At 56.1% G+C, this 14,924-nt stretch carries 16 protein-coding genes; 13 read left to right on the plus strand and 3 right to left on the minus strand.

Translation table 11 applies throughout. From position 1 onward, the window contains the following. Positions 1–19 precede the first annotated feature (19 nt). Both H7R56_RS01795 and rsmD read right to left on the minus strand, forming a co-directional pair. Positions 20–298, minus strand: a complete 279-nt coding sequence (locus tag H7R56_RS01795; RefSeq protein WP_106925075.1) for a DUF1145 family protein — start codon at positions 296–298, stop codon at positions 20–22. Beyond that, the gene (gene rsmD / locus H7R56_RS01800; RefSeq protein ID WP_106925076.1) at positions 288–884 is read right to left on the minus strand and encodes a 16S rRNA (guanine(966)-N(2))-methyltransferase; all 597 of its coding nucleotides are present in this window, start codon (positions 882–884) and stop codon (positions 288–290) included. Before rsmD ends, H7R56_RS01795 begins: the two co-directional genes overlap by 11 nt. A gap of 179 nt (positions 885–1,063) precedes the next feature. On the opposite strand from rsmD, the gene ftsY reads away from it, so the two are divergent. The 6 genes from ftsY (at position 1,064) to livJ (ending at position 8,405) form a co-directional block, all read left to right on the plus strand. Then, the gene (ftsY, locus tag H7R56_RS01805) at positions 1,064–2,653 is read left to right on the plus strand and encodes a signal recognition particle-docking protein FtsY (RefSeq protein ID WP_106925077.1); all 1,590 of its coding nucleotides are present in this window, start codon (positions 1,064–1,066) and stop codon (positions 2,651–2,653) included. A gap of 2 nt (positions 2,654–2,655) precedes the next feature. Then, complete coding sequence (gene ftsE / locus H7R56_RS01810) at positions 2,656–3,324, plus strand: cell division ATP-binding protein FtsE (protein ID WP_106925078.1); 669 nt, start codon at positions 2,656–2,658, stop codon at positions 3,322–3,324. Continuing rightward, the gene (gene ftsX / locus H7R56_RS01815; RefSeq protein ID WP_106925079.1) at positions 3,317–4,375 is read left to right on the plus strand and encodes a permease-like cell division protein FtsX; all 1,059 of its coding nucleotides are present in this window, start codon (positions 3,317–3,319) and stop codon (positions 4,373–4,375) included. Before ftsE ends, ftsX begins: the two co-directional genes overlap by 8 nt. A gap of 256 nt (positions 4,376–4,631) precedes the next feature. Next, on the plus strand, positions 4,632–5,486 hold the full coding sequence (gene rpoH, locus H7R56_RS01820; protein ID WP_106925080.1) for an RNA polymerase sigma factor RpoH: 855 nt from the start codon (positions 4,632–4,634) through the stop codon (positions 5,484–5,486). A gap of 243 nt (positions 5,487–5,729) precedes the next feature. After that, positions 5,730–6,995 carry a 4-aminobutyrate--2-oxoglutarate transaminase gene (locus H7R56_RS01825; protein WP_106925081.1) on the plus strand — a complete coding sequence of 422 codons (1,266 nt, stop codon included), beginning with the start codon at positions 5,730–5,732 and terminating at the stop codon, positions 6,993–6,995. Between the two features lie 306 nt (positions 6,996–7,301). After that, entirely contained in the window at positions 7,302–8,405 is a 1,104-nt protein-coding gene (gene livJ / locus H7R56_RS01830) for a branched chain amino acid ABC transporter substrate-binding protein LivJ (protein ID WP_106925082.1), read from the plus strand. A 155-nt stretch (positions 8,406–8,560) separates the two neighbouring features. Here livJ and panM read toward each other — a convergent pair whose 3' ends face one another. Continuing rightward, positions 8,561–8,944 carry an aspartate 1-decarboxylase autocleavage activator PanM gene (gene panM, locus H7R56_RS01835; RefSeq protein ID WP_106925083.1) on the minus strand — a complete coding sequence of 128 codons (384 nt, stop codon included), beginning with the start codon at positions 8,942–8,944 and terminating at the stop codon, positions 8,561–8,563. A 444-nt stretch (positions 8,945–9,388) separates the two neighbouring features. Here panM and livK point away from each other — a divergent pair, with 444 nt between their 5' ends. From livK to H7R56_RS01870, 7 genes are all read left to right on the plus strand, one after another. Next, on the plus strand, positions 9,389–10,498 hold the full coding sequence (livK, locus tag H7R56_RS01840) for a high-affinity branched-chain amino acid ABC transporter substrate-binding protein LivK (RefSeq protein WP_106925084.1): 1,110 nt from the start codon (positions 9,389–9,391) through the stop codon (positions 10,496–10,498). Positions 10,499–10,552: 54 nt separating this feature from the next. Beyond that, positions 10,553–11,479 (plus strand): high-affinity branched-chain amino acid ABC transporter permease LivH, encoded by a 927-nt coding sequence (gene livH, locus H7R56_RS01845; protein ID WP_106925085.1) that lies wholly within the window; start codon positions 10,553–10,555, stop codon positions 11,477–11,479. Then, positions 11,476–12,756: a branched chain amino acid ABC transporter permease LivM gene (gene livM, locus H7R56_RS01850; RefSeq protein WP_106925086.1), complete on the plus strand. Its 1,281-nt coding sequence runs from the start codon at positions 11,476–11,478 to the stop codon at positions 12,754–12,756. Before livH ends, livM begins: the two co-directional genes overlap by 4 nt. Then, a complete protein-coding gene (livG, locus tag H7R56_RS01855) occupies positions 12,753–13,520 on the plus strand; it encodes a high-affinity branched-chain amino acid ABC transporter ATP-binding protein LivG (RefSeq protein WP_106925087.1) in 768 nt (255 codons plus the stop codon). The genes livM and livG overlap by 4 nt, the downstream gene beginning before the upstream one ends. Before the next feature lies 1 nt (position 13,521). Beyond that, entirely contained in the window at positions 13,522–14,235 is a 714-nt protein-coding gene (gene livF / locus H7R56_RS01860) for a high-affinity branched-chain amino acid ABC transporter ATP-binding protein LivF (protein WP_106925088.1), read from the plus strand. Positions 14,236–14,333: 98 nt separating this feature from the next. Beyond that, positions 14,334–14,555, plus strand: a complete 222-nt coding sequence (locus tag H7R56_RS01865; protein WP_181357971.1) for a type II toxin-antitoxin system Phd/YefM family antitoxin — start codon at positions 14,334–14,336, stop codon at positions 14,553–14,555. After that, positions 14,552–14,920, plus strand: coding sequence for a type II toxin-antitoxin system death-on-curing family toxin (locus H7R56_RS01870; RefSeq protein ID WP_106925089.1), 369 nt, complete (start codon positions 14,552–14,554; stop codon positions 14,918–14,920). The genes H7R56_RS01865 and H7R56_RS01870 overlap by 4 nt, the downstream gene beginning before the upstream one ends. The last annotated feature ends 4 nt before the right edge of the window (positions 14,921–14,924 follow it).

The raw sequence follows: 14,924 nt of genomic DNA on the forward strand, positions 1-14,924 counted from the left end.
GTAGCGCCAGGCCGGCCGATTATTTCTTCTTCAGGCTGGCGCCAATTTTCTTCTGCCACACCAGCAGTTCGAAGACGCCGAAAAGGAAAATACGGACCTTTTCACCGCGCGTCATCTGCGGTCCATCTTTTGGCAGCGTCGATTGCAGCAGCGCCATCTGCATACCGTGCATCAGGACCATAAAGACCAGCGCGACGTTGACGAAAATATTCAGCGGGCGCGGGAACGGATGGAACAGGTTGAGCGCCAGAAACGCCCACACGCACAGCATCAATAAGCGACCCAGATTAATCAGCATCCTTTTCTCCCTGTTCTTCACGATGATAGAGGCGGTAGGCCACCTGACCCGCTATTTTTTCTCTGTGCAGATCCCAGCCTGCGGGCACCGGCGGCAGTCCGTTTTCGACTTCGCTTTCGACGTAGATTAACGCGCCGTCGGCCAGCCAGCCGTTGCTCTCAAGCAGGCGTAGCGTCTCTTCCAGTAACCCCTTACGAAACGGCGGATCGACAAACACGATATCGTGCGGCGTACCGGCCTGGTTGAGGAAGGTAAGGGAGTTAGTATTGACCACTTTGCCATGCCCGGCCTTCAGCGTCGCAAGATTTTTTTGCAGCTGTTGGGCGACATGACGCTCCATCTCCAGCAGCGTCGCGCTGGCGGCGTAGCGAGAGAGCGCTTCCAGCCCCAGCGCGCCGCTGCCCGCGAAGCAGTCCAGGCAACGGGCGTCGACCATCGACGGGGCCAGCCAGTTGAATAGCGTTTCGCGCACCCGGTCGGTGGTGGGGCGCAATCCTGGGCTATCAGGAACGGGGAGTTTACGGCCGCGCCACTGACCGCCAATAATGCGAATCTGGCCACTGCCGCCGGAAGTTGGTTTTTTCATTTGCTTGCTCTGGTCGCTCTTTCGGCCTGCTATTCTAGCGATCTGCTCTGCTGGGTGAAAGCGGTGAAGACAGGGAAGTTAAGTGGTAGACTAAGCCACTAATTTCATCCTTAATTTTAGCCTTCGCGTCGATTGTGGCGAAGTGGCGCCATCAAAAACAGCGGGGAGTGTGGTAGCAAATGGCAAAAGAAAAAAAACGTGGCTTTTTTTCCTGGCTGGGCTTTGGGCAAAAAGAACAGGAACAGGTTGTTGAATCAGAAGAAAAAATCGAATCGCAGCCGGTAGAAGATACGCCTGCTGCCGAGCCGGAAGTCGTTGCCGAACCGACACCTGCCGCTGAAGACGGCCATACGGTTGCCGAGAGCGAAGCTTTTGCTGCTGAAGTCGTGGAAGTGACCGAGCAGGTCGCGGAAAGCGAAAAAGCGCAGCCGGAAGCGGTTGAAGAAATCCAGCCGGTTGCCGAAGCGCAGCCGGAAGCGGTTGAAGAGATCCAGCCGGTTGCTGAAGCGCAGCCGGAAGCGGTTGAAGAGATCCAGCCGGTTGTCGAAGCGCGGCCGGAAGCGGTTGAAGAAATCCAGCCGGTTGTCGAAGCGCAGCCGGAAGCGGTTGAAGAAATCCAGCCGGTTGCCGAAGTGCAGCCGGAGGTGGTTGAAGAAATCCAGCCGGTTGTTGAAGCACAGCCGGAAGCGGTCGAGGAAATCCAGCCAGAGGTGATTGACGACGTTGAGCCTGCGCTAACCGACGAAGAACTGGAAGCACAGGCGCTGGCGACACAGTCCGAAGACGACATCGAAGCACAAGATGATGCGTCGTCCGACGATGCCCAGCAGGAGCAGGAAAAACCAACCAAAGAAGGTTTCTTTGCGCGCCTGAAGCGCAGTTTGCTGAAAACAAAAGAAAATCTCGGTTCCGGATTTATCAGTCTGTTCCGCGGCAAGAAAATCGACGACGATCTATTTGAAGAGCTCGAAGAACAGCTGTTGATTGCCGACGTTGGCGTGGAGACCACCCGTAAAATTATCAGTAGCCTGACCGACACCGCCAGCCGTAAACAGCTGCGCGATGCCGAAGCGCTGTACGGTCTGCTGAAAGAAGAAATGGGTGAAATTCTCGCAAAAGTTGATGAACCGCTTAATATTGAAGGCAAAACGCCATTCGTCATTCTGATGGTCGGCGTCAACGGCGTGGGTAAAACCACCACCATCGGCAAGCTGGCACGCCAGTTTGAGCAGCAGGGTAAATCCGTCATGCTGGCGGCAGGCGACACCTTCCGCGCCGCGGCTGTCGAGCAGCTGCAGGTCTGGGGCCAGCGCAACAACATTCCGGTGATTGCGCAGCACACCGGCGCAGACTCGGCTTCGGTCATCTTTGACGCTATTCAGGCTGCGAAAGCGCGTAACGTCGATGTGCTGATTGCCGATACCGCCGGGCGCCTGCAGAACAAATCGCACCTGATGGAAGAGCTGAAGAAAATTGTCCGCGTGATGAAGAAACTCGACGTGGATGCGCCGCATGAGGTGATGCTGACTATTGACGCCAGCACCGGGCAGAACGCTATCAGCCAGGCCAAACTGTTCCATGAGGCTGTGGGCCTGACCGGCATTACGTTGACTAAACTCGACGGTACCGCCAAAGGTGGGGTGATATTCTCCGTGGCGGACCAGTTCGGTATCCCGATTCGTTATATCGGCGTCGGCGAACGTATAGAGGACTTGCGTCCGTTTAAAGCGGGCGATTTTATTGAGGCACTTTTTGCCCGAGAGGACTAACAATGATTCGCTTTGAACACGTCAGCAAAGCCTATCTCGGCGGGAGACAAGCGCTGCAGGGCGTCACTTTCCACCTGCAGCCGGGCGAGATGGCATTTCTGACCGGCCACTCCGGCGCGGGTAAGAGTACCCTGCTGAAGCTTATCTGTGGGATTGAACGGCCGAGCGCTGGCAAAATCTTCTTCAGCGGCCACGATATCAGCCGCCTGAAGAACCGCGAGGTGCCGTTTCTGCGCCGTCAGATCGGCATGATTTTCCAGGATCACCATTTGCTGATGGACCGTACCGTTTTTGACAACGTCGCGATCCCTTTGATTATTGCGGGTGCCAGCGCCGACGATATCCGTCGCCGCGTGTCGGCCGCGCTGGATAAAGTCGGGCTGCTGGACAAGGCGAAAAACTTCCCGATCCAGCTTTCCGGCGGTGAGCAGCAGCGCGTGGGCATCGCGCGCGCGGTGGTGAATAAACCCGCGGTACTGCTGGCGGATGAACCTACCGGTAACCTGGATAACGCGCTGTCGGAAGGCATCCTGCGGCTGTTTGAAGAGTTTAACCGCGTGGGCGTAACGGTACTGATGGCAACCCACGATATTGGACTGATCTCCAGCCGTTCGTATCGCATGCTAACGCTGAGCGACGGCCACTTGCACGGAGGCCTGACAAGTGAATAAGCGCGATGCAATCAACCAGATTCGCCAGTTTGGCGGACGCCTCGATCGTTTCCGTCAGTCTGTGACCTCGGGGGGGGACGGCGGGCGCAATGCGCCGAAGCGCAGCAAGCCCGCGCCGAAGCCGAATTCACGCAAAACCAACGTGTTCAATGAGCAGGTGCGCTATGCGTGGCAGGGCGCGCTGCAGGATCTGAAAAGCAAACCGTTCGCCACCTTCCTGACGGTGATGGTTATCGCTATCTCCCTGACGCTGCCAAGCGTTTGCTACATGGTGTACAAGAACGTGAACACCGCGGCGTCCCAGTACTATCCGTCCCCGCAGATTACCGTCTATCTGGAAAAAACGCTGGATGACGACGCGGCGGCGAAAGTCGTGGGCCAGCTTCAGGCCGAGCAGGGCGTGGATAAGGTGAACTATCTTTCCCGCGACGAGGCGCTGGGCGAATTCCGCAACTGGTCGGGTTTTGGCGGCGCGTTGGATATGCTGGAAGAGAACCCGCTGCCCGCGGTAGCGGTCGTTATTCCGAAAATCGACTTCCAGACGACGGAAGCGCTGAATACGCTGCGCGACCGCGTGGCGCAGATTCAGGGCGTCAACGAAGTGCGCATGGATGACAGCTGGTTTGCGCGTCTGGCTTCGATTACCGGGCTGGTAGGGCGCGTGGCGGCGATGATCGGCGTGCTGATGGTGGCGGCGGTGTTCCTCGTCATTGGTAACAGCGTGCGTCTGAGCATCTTTGCTCGTCGCGATACCATTAACGTGCAGAAGCTGATTGGCGCGACCGATGGCTTTATTCTGCGTCCGTTTCTGTACGGCGGCGCGCTGCTCGGTTTTGCCGGCGCGTTCCTGTCGCTGATTTTGTCGGAGATTCTGGTGATGCGCCTGTCGTCAGCGGTGACCGAAGTGGCGCGGGTGTTCGGTACGCAGTTCGAGTTGAGCGGCCTGTCCTTCGATGAATGTTTGCTGCTGCTGCTGCTGTGTTCGATGATTGGTTGGGTGGCAGCCTGGCTTGCCACGGTACAACATTTACGCCACTTTACCCCCGACTAAAAAAGTTCTGTTATACTCTTCCCCTGCGACGACTTCCGTCCGCAGGGGATGCCGTTTTAAACCCCATCTTTCTGCCCTCGCGGCTATCGCGTGTCACATTTTGTGCGCAATTTATTCACACTGTTGCATGGAACTTGTGGATAAACTCACTGTCTGATAAAAGAGCGGATGATATTCTCGTTGCTCATCGAGCCTGGCATGTTTGTTGCCCTCGGGAACAAACCACGTCAGTATGAAGTGAATTGAGAGGATTTGAATGACCAAAGAAATGCAAAATTTAGCGTTAGCCCCTGTTGGTAACCTGGAATCCTATATCCGGGCTGCGAACGCATGGCCGATGTTGACGGCTGATGAAGAAAAGGCGCTTGCTGAACGGCTGCATTACCAGGGCGATCTGGAAGCAGCTAAAACGCTGATCCTGTCTCACCTGCGCTTTGTTGTTCATATTGCTCGTAACTACTCGGGCTATGGCCTGCCGCAGGCGGACCTGATTCAGGAAGGTAACATTGGCCTGATGAAAGCGGTGCGTCGTTTTAACCCAGAAGTGGGCGTACGCCTTGTCTCCTTTGCGGTGCACTGGATCAAAGCAGAAATCCACGAATATGTGCTGCGTAACTGGCGTATCGTCAAAGTTGCGACCACTAAGGCACAGCGTAAGCTGTTCTTCAACCTGCGTAAAACCAAGCAGCGTCTGGGCTGGTTCAATCAGGACGAAGTGGAAATGGTGGCCCGCGAGCTGGGCGTATCCAGCAAAGACGTGCGTGAAATGGAATCACGTATGGCGGCGCAGGACATGGCGTTTGATATGTCCTCGGATGATGAATCCGACAGCCAGACGGTTGCCCCGGTGCTCTATCTGCAGGACAAATCGTCAAACTTTGCTGACGGCATTGAAGACGATAACTGGGAAGAGCAGGCGGCCAACAAGCTGACCGACGCGATGCAGGGCCTGGACGAACGTAGCCAGGACATCATCCGTGCCCGCTGGCTGGATGAAGACAACAAGTCTACGCTGCAGGAACTGGCCGATCGTTACGGCGTTTCCGCTGAGCGCGTGCGCCAGCTTGAAAAGAACGCGATGAAAAAACTGCGTGCGGCTATCGAAGCCTGATTTTTGGCGTCGTACCCAATGAACCCTCGAATGTGAATTCGGGGGTTTTTGTTTTGTAGGCTGGATAAGGTGCATCCGCCATCCGGCAATCGGCCCCGCTACGGGCTCGTCCTCCAGATAATCTCACCGTCATCACGCTTTCCTCTGCTTATTTCGCGTTTGCCGCTGGCGTTAATTCAGCCAATGGCAAAAACTCAATAAGCGCTACGAATTTTTCCGTCTTTTAACGGCAGGGGGTTTACCGTGAGTAACGAGTCACTGAATCATCGGCGTTTGCAGGCGACGCCGCGCGGGGTTGGCGTGATGTGCGGATTCTATGCGGATCGCGCTGAGAACGCCACGCTGTGGGATATTGAAGGGAATGAGTATATCGATTTTGCCGCCGGGATTGCGGTGCTGAATACCGGCCATCGTCACCCGCAGGTGATGGCTGCGGTGGAGAAACAGCTTCAGGCTTTCACCCATACCGCCTATCAGATTGTCCCCTACGAAAGCTATGTATCATTAGCAGAACGTATTAATGCAGCGGCGCCGATTGCTGGAAATGCCAAAACGGCGTTCTTCAGCACCGGGGCTGAAGCCGTAGAGAATGCGGTAAAAATTGCCCGCGCCTACACCCGGCGTCCGGGGTTGATTACCTTCGGCGGTGGTTTCCACGGCCGTACCTTTATGACGATGGCCCTGACAGGCAAAGTGGCGCCCTACAAAATCGGTTTTGGCCCGTTCCCCGGTTCGGTCTACCATGCGCTCTATCCAAACGCTGCACACGGTGTGACGACCGATATGGCCCTGAAAAGCCTGAACCACATTTTCAAAGCCGACATCGCAGCAGATCAAGTTGCGGCCATTATTCTTGAGCCGGTGCAGGGAGAGGGGGGCTTTAACGTTGCGCCGCCTGACTTTATGCAGGCGCTGCGTACGCTGTGCGATACCCACGGTATTCTGCTGATTGCCGATGAGGTGCAAACCGGTTTTGCCCGTACCGGCAAGCTCTTTGCGATGGAACACCACAGCGTGAAGCCGGATTTGATCACGATGGCCAAAAGCCTGGCCGGCGGTTTCCCGCTTTCAGGCGTGGTCGGGCGTGCCGAAGTGATGGATGCGCCTGCGCCGGGCGGCCTTGGCGGTACCTACGCCGGTAACCCGCTGGCGATTGCTGCCGCCCATGCGGTGCTGGACGTGATTGACGCAGAAGCGCTGTGCACGCGGGCGAATCACCTGGGCCAGCATCTCATTGAAGTGCTGAACAAGACCCGAGAAAGCTGCCCGGCGATTGCCGACGTGCGCGGCGTGGGATCGATGGTGGCCGTCGAGTTTGTCGACCCGCAAACCCGCGAGCCGTCACCGGAATTCACCAAATTAGTGCAGGAGCGCGCGCTGGCGGAAGGGGTGCTGCTGCTGAGCTGCGGCGTCTACGGCAACGTCATCCGCTTCCTTTATCCGCTCACCATTCCAGAGAAACAGTTCCAGCAGGCGCTGGAGGTGATTCGCCGGGCGCTGGCGGAATAAGCGCAGCGCCATGTGCATTGCCGGATGGCGGCGTTGCCTTATCCGGCCTACTTTATGTTGTCACCCGAACATTTAAGCCACTCCGATGAGTGGCTTTTTTTTGTCATTTTCGCGTTACAAATCCGTCAAAATTAACGTTTCAAATTCATAAAAATGGGGTATGTTTTAGCAGAGTATGCTGCAAAAGCACAGGCAGTGTCCCTTAATATTAATATCTTATACTTACCATGCGTCTGATATAAGAATAATGTGCTAAATAACAACATCACAACAAATGCAATAACCATAACAATGGGGAACCTCAGGATGAAAATGAAGGGTAAAGCGTTACTGGCAGGATGTATTGCACTGGCATTCAGCAATATGGCATTAGCAGAAAATATTAAAGTTGCTGTTGTTGGCGCAATGTCCGGCCCGGTGGCGCAGTACGGTGACCAGGAGTTCAGCGGTGCGACTCAGGCGGTTGCCGATATTAACGCCAAAGGCGGTATCAAAGGTAATAAGCTGGAAATCGTCAAATATGATGACGCCTGCGATCCGAAACAGGCGGTTGCGGTGGCAAACAAAGTGGTGAATGACGGGATCAAATACGTTATCGGTCACCTCTGCTCCTCCTCTACACAGCCTGCGTCTGATATCTATGAAGATGAAGGTATCTTGATGATTACTCCGGCAGCGACGGCGCCGGAACTGACCGCTCGCGGCTATAAGCTGATTCTGCGCACCACCGGTCTGGACTCCGACCAGGGCCCGACCGCCGCGAAATACATCCTCGAGAAAGTGAAGCCACAGCGCATCGCAGTCGTTCACGATAAGCAGCAGTACGGTGAAGGCCTGGCGCGCGCGGTGCAGGACGGCCTGAAGAAGGGCGGCGCGAATGTGGTCTTCTTTGACGGTATTACCGCTGGTGAGAAAGACTTCTCTACGCTGGTTGCGCGACTGAAGAAAGAGAACATCGACTTTGTTTACTTCGGCGGTTACCACCCTGAGATGGGCCAGATCCTGCGTCAGGCTCGGGCTGCTGGTCTGAAAACCCAGTTCATGGGGCCGGAAGGCGTGGCGAACGTGTCGCTGTCTAATATCGCGGGCGATTCTGCGGAAGGTCTGCTGGTGACGAAACCTAAGAACTACGACCAGGTTCCAGCGAACAAACCGATCGTTGATGCGATTAAGGCGAAGAAACAGGATCCGAGCGGTGCGTTCGTGTGGACCACCTACGCGGCGCTGCAGTCGCTGCAGGCGGGCCTGAACCACTCTGACGATCCGGCTGAGATTGCTAAATTCCTGAAGGCCAACACCGTCGATACCGTCATGGGGCCGCTGTCCTGGGATGAGAAAGGTGACCTGAAGGGCTTCGAATTCGGTGTCTTCAACTGGCACGCGAACGGTACGGCGACCGACGCGAAGTAAGACTTTATTGCGCTACGGAACCGCATCAAATGGAGGCCGGATAAGGTGTATACCGCCATCCGGCAATGTGCGTAGCGCTGCCTGATGGCGCTGCGCTTATCAGGCCTGCATGAGATGTCGCCCGGCCGAGGCGTTAGCCGACGCCGGGATCGTCACTACCCGCGAACCCAGCCGTCTGTCTGCGATTTAAACCCCAGTGCTTTCGCAAACGCCGCCATTTCCAGGCTCTCTTCAACACCTGACTTGCTCAGCGTCCAGCGGTTGACCTGCGGGTTATCGCGCATCACCTCTTCCACCAGATACTGCCCTACACCGCGGCGGCGGGTGACTTCGCGTACGCAAAGATCATCAAGCTGGCCATGGGCACCGTTCAACGTCACCTTCACGGCGGCAAGCAGGCGTTCATTAAAGCGGGCGGCATACAGACGGTGAGCGTCGTCGAGCGCACGTTCTGTGGCAGTACCGGCGGGCCAGATCTTGCCAAGGCAAATGTGGTCCTGGTCGCTAAAGGTCTCTAAACGGATGATGGTCAGCTTCATGGGCAATGGGCTCAAATCACGGAAATGACGGTCAGTGTACTCAATTTATTCTGCTGCAGGCTCTCTCTTTTTTGCCCTGGCAGCCAGGTGATTCGTTTTTCGATAACTCCGGCGGCAGTCCGAAACAGCATGGATCGAAAAATCGACAGAATTTTAACCTAAAATCCAGCGTTTTATTCGGCTCTTTGTGCCGTTATTTTATGCTGCATAGCGGACTTTTTTTTGTTTATCTATGGCAAAAATCAGAATATTATCTTTTCTTAATAGACTGAAAAATAGAGAATTTAGTCTGTTTTTGTTCAAAAAGCTGCGCTAACCCATTAAAGATAATGGCAAAAATAGCGTTGTATAGTAAAAGTACAGAATGCTTTTTAACCACAACATTACAAAATATCTACACGCCACGACGTGTAAACACGACATCACGAATGGGGATCCCGAAGTATGAAAAGGAATACAAAAACAGTAATCGCAGGGATGATCGCGCTGGCTATGTCTCAAGGGGCTTTGGCTGACGATATCAAGGTTGCGGTCGTTGGTGCGATGTCCGGCCCGGTTGCGCAGTGGGGCGACATGGAGTTCAACGGCGCGCGCCAGGCCATTAAAGATATCAACGCCAAAGGCGGTATTAAGGGCGATAAACTGGTGGGCGTGGAGTACGACGACGCCTGTGACCCGAAACAAGCGGTGGCGGTCGCCAACAAAATCGTCAATGACGGTATTAAATACGTCATCGGCCACCTCTGCTCCTCTTCAACGCAGCCTGCGTCTGACATTTATGAAGATGAAGGCATTCTGATGATCTCCCCAGGGGCCACCAACCCGGAGCTGACCCAACGCGGCTATCAGTACATTATGCGAACCGCAGGTCTGGACTCTTCGCAGGGGCCGACGGCGGCAAACTACATTCTGAATAAGGTCAAACCGCAGCGTATCGCCATCATTCATGACAAACAGCAGTATGGCGAAGGCCTGGCGCGTTCCGTACAGGATGGGCTGAAAAAAGGCGGCGCCAACATCGTCTTCTTCGACGGCATTACCGCCGGGGAGAAAGACTTCTCCGCGCTGATTGCCCGCTTGCAAAAAGAGAATATCGACTTCGTTTACTACGGCGGCTACTACCCGGAAATGGGCCAGATGCTGCGTCAGGCGCGCGCCGTGGGTCTGAAAACCCAGTTTATGGGCCCGGAAGGGGTGGGTAACGCGTCGCTGTCGAACATCGCGGGCGCTGCGGCGGAAGGTATGCTGGTGACCATGCCAAAACGCTATGACCAGGATCCGGCAAATAGCGCTATCGTCGATGCCCTGAAAGCGCAGAAGAAAGATCCGAGCGGCCCGTACGTGTGGATCACCTACGCCGCCGTGCAGTCTCTGGCTACCGCCATGGAACGTACCGGCAGCGATGAGCCGCAGGCGCTGATTAAGGATTTAAAAGCCAACGGGGCGAAAACCGTGATTGGGCCGCTGTCCTGGGATGAAAAAGGCGACCTGAAAGGCTTTGAATTTGGCGTCTTCCAGTGGCACGCCGACGGCTCATCCAGCGCGGTGAAGTAACCTTCATTTCCCCCTGGCGGGCGAAGATCCGCAGGGGTAGCAAAAGGCTAATTTATGTCAGAGCAGGTTCTCTACTTTGTGCAGCAGATGTTTAACGGCGTAACGCTGGGAAGCACCTATGCACTGATCGCCATCGGTTACACCATGGTGTACGGGATTATCGGCATGATCAACTTCGCCCACGGCGAGGTGTACATGATCGGTAGTTATGTCTCCTTTATGATCATCGCCGCGCTGATGATGATGGGCATCGACACCGGCTGGCTGCTGGTGGCGGCTGGCTTTATCGGGGCGATCGTCATTGCCAGCGCCTACGGCTGGAGTATCGAACGGGTAGCCTATCGCCCGGTACGTAACTCCAAGCGTCTGATTGCGCTGATCTCCGCTATCGGGATGTCTATCTTCCTGCAAAACTACGTCAGCCTGACCGAAGGTTCGCGCGATGTCGCATTGCCGAGCCTGTTTAACGGTCAGTGGATTGTTGGCAGCAGCGATAACTTCTCCGCTTCAATTACCACCATGCAGCTGGTCATCTGGATTGTGACCTTTATCGCGATGCTGGCGCTGACGCTGTTTATTCGCTACTCGCGGATGGGCCGCGCCTGCCGTGCTTGTGCCGAAGATCTGAAGATGGCCAGCCTGCTGGGCATCAACACCGACCGTGTGATTGCGCTGACCTTCGTTATCGGTGCGGCGATGGCGGCGGTGGCGGGCGTACTGCTTGGCCAGTTCTACGGCGTTATCAACCCGTACATCGGCTTTATGGCCGGGATGAAAGCCTTCACCGCGGCGGTACTCGGCGGTATCGGCAGCATTCCAGGCGCGATGATCGGCGGACTGATCCTCGGCATTGCGGAAGCGCTGTCGTCGGCCTACCTGAGCACCGAATATAAAGACGTGGTGTCGTTCGCGCTGCTGATCGTGGTCCTGCTGGTGATGCCAACCGGTATCCTGGGCCGCCCGGAGGTAGAGAAAGTATGAAACCGATGCAATTTGCGATGGCGCTGCTCTCTGCCGCCATGTTCTTTGTGCTGGCAGGCGTCTTTATGGGCGTGCAGTTGCAGCTTGATGGCACCAAACTGGTGGTCGGCAGCGCGGCGGATATCCGCTGGCAGTGGATCTTTATCGGCACGGCGGTGGTGTTTTTCTTCCAGATGCTGCGCCCGCTGTTCCAGAAAGGGCTGAAAAGCGTCTCCGGGCCGAAGTTTATCCTGCCGGCGATTGACGGCTCGACGGTGAAACAAAAGCTGTTCCTGATTGCGCTGCTGGTGATTGCCGTGGCGTGGCCGTTTATGGTGTCGCGTGGGACGGTGGATATTGCCACCCTGACCATGATTTACATCATCCTCGGCCTGGGTCTGAACGTGGTGGTGGGACTCTCTGGCCTGCTGGTGCTGGGCTACGGCGGTTTCTACGCCATCGGCGCTTACACCTTCGCGCTGTTGAACCACTATTACGGCCTCGGCTTCTGGACCTGCCTGCCGATAGCGGGGCTGGTTTCGGCGGCGGCGGGCTTCCTGCTGGGCTTCCCGGTGCTGCGTCTGCGCGGTGACTATCTGGCGATTGTGACCCTGGGCTTCGGTGAAATCGTCCGTATCCTGCTGCTTAACAACACCGAAATCACCGGCGGCCCGAACGGCATTAGCCAGATTCCAAAGCCAACCTTCTTCGGCCTTGAGTTCAGCCGCAGCGCGCGTGAAGGTGGCTGGGATACCTTCAGCAACTTCTTTAACGTCAAGTACGACCCGTCCGACCGCGTTATCTTCCTTTACCTGGTCGCGCTGCTGCTGGTGGTGCTGAGCCTGTTCGTGATTAACCGCCTGCTGCGTATGCCGCTGGGCCGCGCGTGGGAAGCGCTGCGTGAAGATGAAATTGCCTGCCGCTCGCTGGGCCTGAGCCCAACGCGCATCAAGCTGACCGCTTTTACCATCAGCGCCGCGTTTGCCGGTTTTGCCGGTACGCTGTTTGCCGCGCGCCAGGGCTTTGTTAGCCCGGAATCGTTCACCTTTGCCGAGTCAGCCTTCGTGCTGGCGATTGTGGTACTGGGCGGGATGGGCTCGCAGTTTGCGGTCATCCTCGCGGCGATTCTGCTGGTGGTGTCACGCGAGCTGATGCGTGACTTTAACGAATACAGCATGCTGATGCTCGGCGGCCTGATGGTGCTGATGATGATCTGGCGTCCGCAGGGCCTTCTGCCGATGACCCGTGTACAGATGAAGTTGAAAAACGGGCAAGCGAAAGAAGGAGAGCAGGTATGAGTCAGCCATTATTATCCGTTAACGGCCTGATGATGCGTTTTGGCGGCCTGCTGGCGGTCAACAACGTGGCGCTGGAGCTGCATCCTCAGGAGATCGTCTCCCTGATTGGCCCGAACGGCGCGGGAAAAACCACGGTCTTTAACTGCCTGACCGGCTTCTACAAGCCGACTGGCGGCACCATTATGCTGCGCGATAAGCATCTGGAAGGGCTGCCAGGCCAGCAGATTGCGCGTATGGGCGTGGTACGTACCTTCCAGCATGTGCGCCTGTTCCGCGAGATGACGGTGATTGAAAACCTGCTGGTGGCACAGCATCAGCAGCTGAAAACCGGTGTCTTCTCCGGGCTGTTGAAAACGCCATCGTTCAGGCGCGCGCAGAGCGAAGCGCTGGACCGCGCCGCCGTCTGGCTTGAGCGTATCGGCCTGCTTGAGCACGCCAACCGCCAGGCGTCGAACCTGGCCTATGGAGACCAGCGTCGCCTGGAGATTGCCCGCTGCATGGTGACCCAGCCGGAAATCCTGATGCTCGATGAACCGGCTGCCGGTCTTAACCCAAAAGAGACCAAAGAGCTGGACGAGCTGATTGCCGAACTGCGTAATCATCACAACACCACTATCTTGTTGATTGAACACGATATGAAGCTGGTGATGGGTATTTCCGACCGTATCTACGTGGTGAACCAGGGCACGCCGTTAGCCAACGGCACGCCGGAAGAGATCCGCAACAACCCGGATGTGATCCGCGCGTATCTGGGTGAGGCATAATATGGATAAAGTGATGTTATCGTTTGATAAAGTCAGCGCCCACTACGGTAAGATTCAGGCGCTGCACGATGTGAGTCTGCACATTAATCAGGGTGAGATCGTAACGCTTATCGGCGCCAACGGCGCGGGCAAAACCACGCTGCTCGGCACCTTGTGCGGCGATCCGCGCGCCACCAGCGGGCGCATTGTCTTTGATGATAAAGACATTACCGACTGGCAGACGGCGAAAATCATGCGCGAAGCGGTGGCGATTGTCCCGGAAGGGCGCCGCGTCTTCTCGCGCATGACGGTGGAAGAGAACCTGGCGATGGGCGGCTTTTTTGCCGAGCGTGATCAGTTCCAGGATCGCATCAAGTGGGTCTACGAGCTGTTCCCACGCCTGCTTGAGCGCCGTATCCAACGAGCGGGCACCATGTCCGGCGGTGAGCAGCAGATGCTGGCGATTGGCCGTGCGCTGATGAGCCAGCCGCGCCTGTTGCTGCTGGATGAGCCGTCGCTGGGATTAGCGCCGATTATCATCCAGCAGATCTTCGACACCATCGAACAGCTGCGCGAGCAGGGCATGACCATCTTCCTCGTCGAGCAGAACGCCAACCAGGCGCTGAAGCTTGCCGACCGCGGCTACGTGCTGGAAAACGGCCACGTGGTGCTGGAAGACACGGGTGATGCGCTGCTGGCTAACGAAGCGGTGCGCAGCGCGTACCTCGGCGGTTAGTTTTCAGCAGCGCCCGGGCCAAACAAAAAGAGAGCCTCATGGCTCTCTTTTTGTACAATATGGCTGTACAATTGTATTGTACATATTTGGAGGTGAATATGCGTACGATTAACTACAGTGAAGCGCGGCAGAATCTGGCGGAGGTACTGGAAAGTGCCGTCAGCGGGGGGCCTGTCACCATTACGCGCCGAGGGCATAAGCCTGCGGTGATTATCAGCGCGGAAGAATTTGAGCGTTATCAGGCGGCCAGAATGGATGATGAATTCGCGGCAATCATGGCGATACATGGTAATGAAATCAGGGAGCTGGCAGATAAATGACCCTTCAGATTATCTCAGCGGAAGAGATAATACAGTTTCACGACAGGTTGCTCCGCGTAACGCCTGGCGTAGAGGGAATGCCCGATCCTGGCCGCGCAGAAGCGCTGATGTACCGGGTGCTCAATCAAATCGAATATCAAGGCGTGACAGATGTCTGGCTGCTTGCGGCAATGCATCTGCTGGCGATTTCGCGTGGGCATATTTTTAATGACGGAAATAAACGGACGGCATTATTTATTACCTTACTGTTTTTAAAGCGTAACGGCATTTCATTACCGGCTAATCCTGATTTTGTTGCGATGACGGTTGAGGCTGCCGCTGGGCAACTCACGCTGGAGCAGATAGCAGCCCGGCTCCGTGGATGATCCC

This window comes from Klebsiella sp. WP3-W18-ESBL-02, from assembly GCF_014168815.1.
In the GTDB taxonomy this organism is placed as follows: domain Bacteria; phylum Pseudomonadota; class Gammaproteobacteria; order Enterobacterales; family Enterobacteriaceae; genus Kluyvera; species Kluyvera ascorbata_B.

What these genes read in the sequence shown, in the direction of transcription:
- livK (WP_106925084.1), top strand. Translation starts at nt 9,389, where the DNA reads ATGAAAAGGAATACAAAAACAGTAATCGCAGGGATGATCGCGCTGGCT.
- livH (WP_106925085.1), top strand. Translation starts at nt 10,553, where the DNA reads ATGTCAGAGCAGGTTCTCTACTTTGTGCAGCAGATGTTTAACGGCGTA.
- H7R56_RS01865 (WP_181357971.1), top strand. Translation starts at nt 14,334, where the DNA reads ATGCGTACGATTAACTACAGTGAAGCGCGGCAGAATCTGGCGGAGGTA.
- ftsE (WP_106925078.1), top strand. Translation starts at nt 2,656, where the DNA reads ATGATTCGCTTTGAACACGTCAGCAAAGCCTATCTCGGCGGGAGACAA.
- rsmD (WP_106925076.1), bottom strand. Translation starts at nt 884, where the DNA reads ATGAAAAAACCAACTTCCGGCGGCAGTGGCCAGATTCGCATTATTGGC.
- rpoH (WP_106925080.1), top strand. Translation starts at nt 4,632, where the DNA reads ATGACCAAAGAAATGCAAAATTTAGCGTTAGCCCCTGTTGGTAACCTG.
- H7R56_RS01795 (WP_106925075.1), bottom strand. Translation starts at nt 298, where the DNA reads ATGCTGATTAATCTGGGTCGCTTATTGATGCTGTGCGTGTGGGCGTTT.
- livM (WP_106925086.1), top strand. Translation starts at nt 11,476, where the DNA reads ATGAAACCGATGCAATTTGCGATGGCGCTGCTCTCTGCCGCCATGTTC.
- livJ (WP_106925082.1), top strand. Translation starts at nt 7,302, where the DNA reads ATGAAAATGAAGGGTAAAGCGTTACTGGCAGGATGTATTGCACTGGCA.
- panM (WP_106925083.1), bottom strand. Translation starts at nt 8,944, where the DNA reads ATGAAGCTGACCATCATCCGTTTAGAGACCTTTAGCGACCAGGACCAC.
- ftsY (WP_106925077.1), top strand. Translation starts at nt 1,064, where the DNA reads ATGGCAAAAGAAAAAAAACGTGGCTTTTTTTCCTGGCTGGGCTTTGGG.
- H7R56_RS01870 (WP_106925089.1), top strand. Translation starts at nt 14,552, where the DNA reads ATGACCCTTCAGATTATCTCAGCGGAAGAGATAATACAGTTTCACGAC.
- livF (WP_106925088.1), top strand. Translation starts at nt 13,522, where the DNA reads ATGGATAAAGTGATGTTATCGTTTGATAAAGTCAGCGCCCACTACGGT.
- livG (WP_106925087.1), top strand. Translation starts at nt 12,753, where the DNA reads ATGAGTCAGCCATTATTATCCGTTAACGGCCTGATGATGCGTTTTGGC.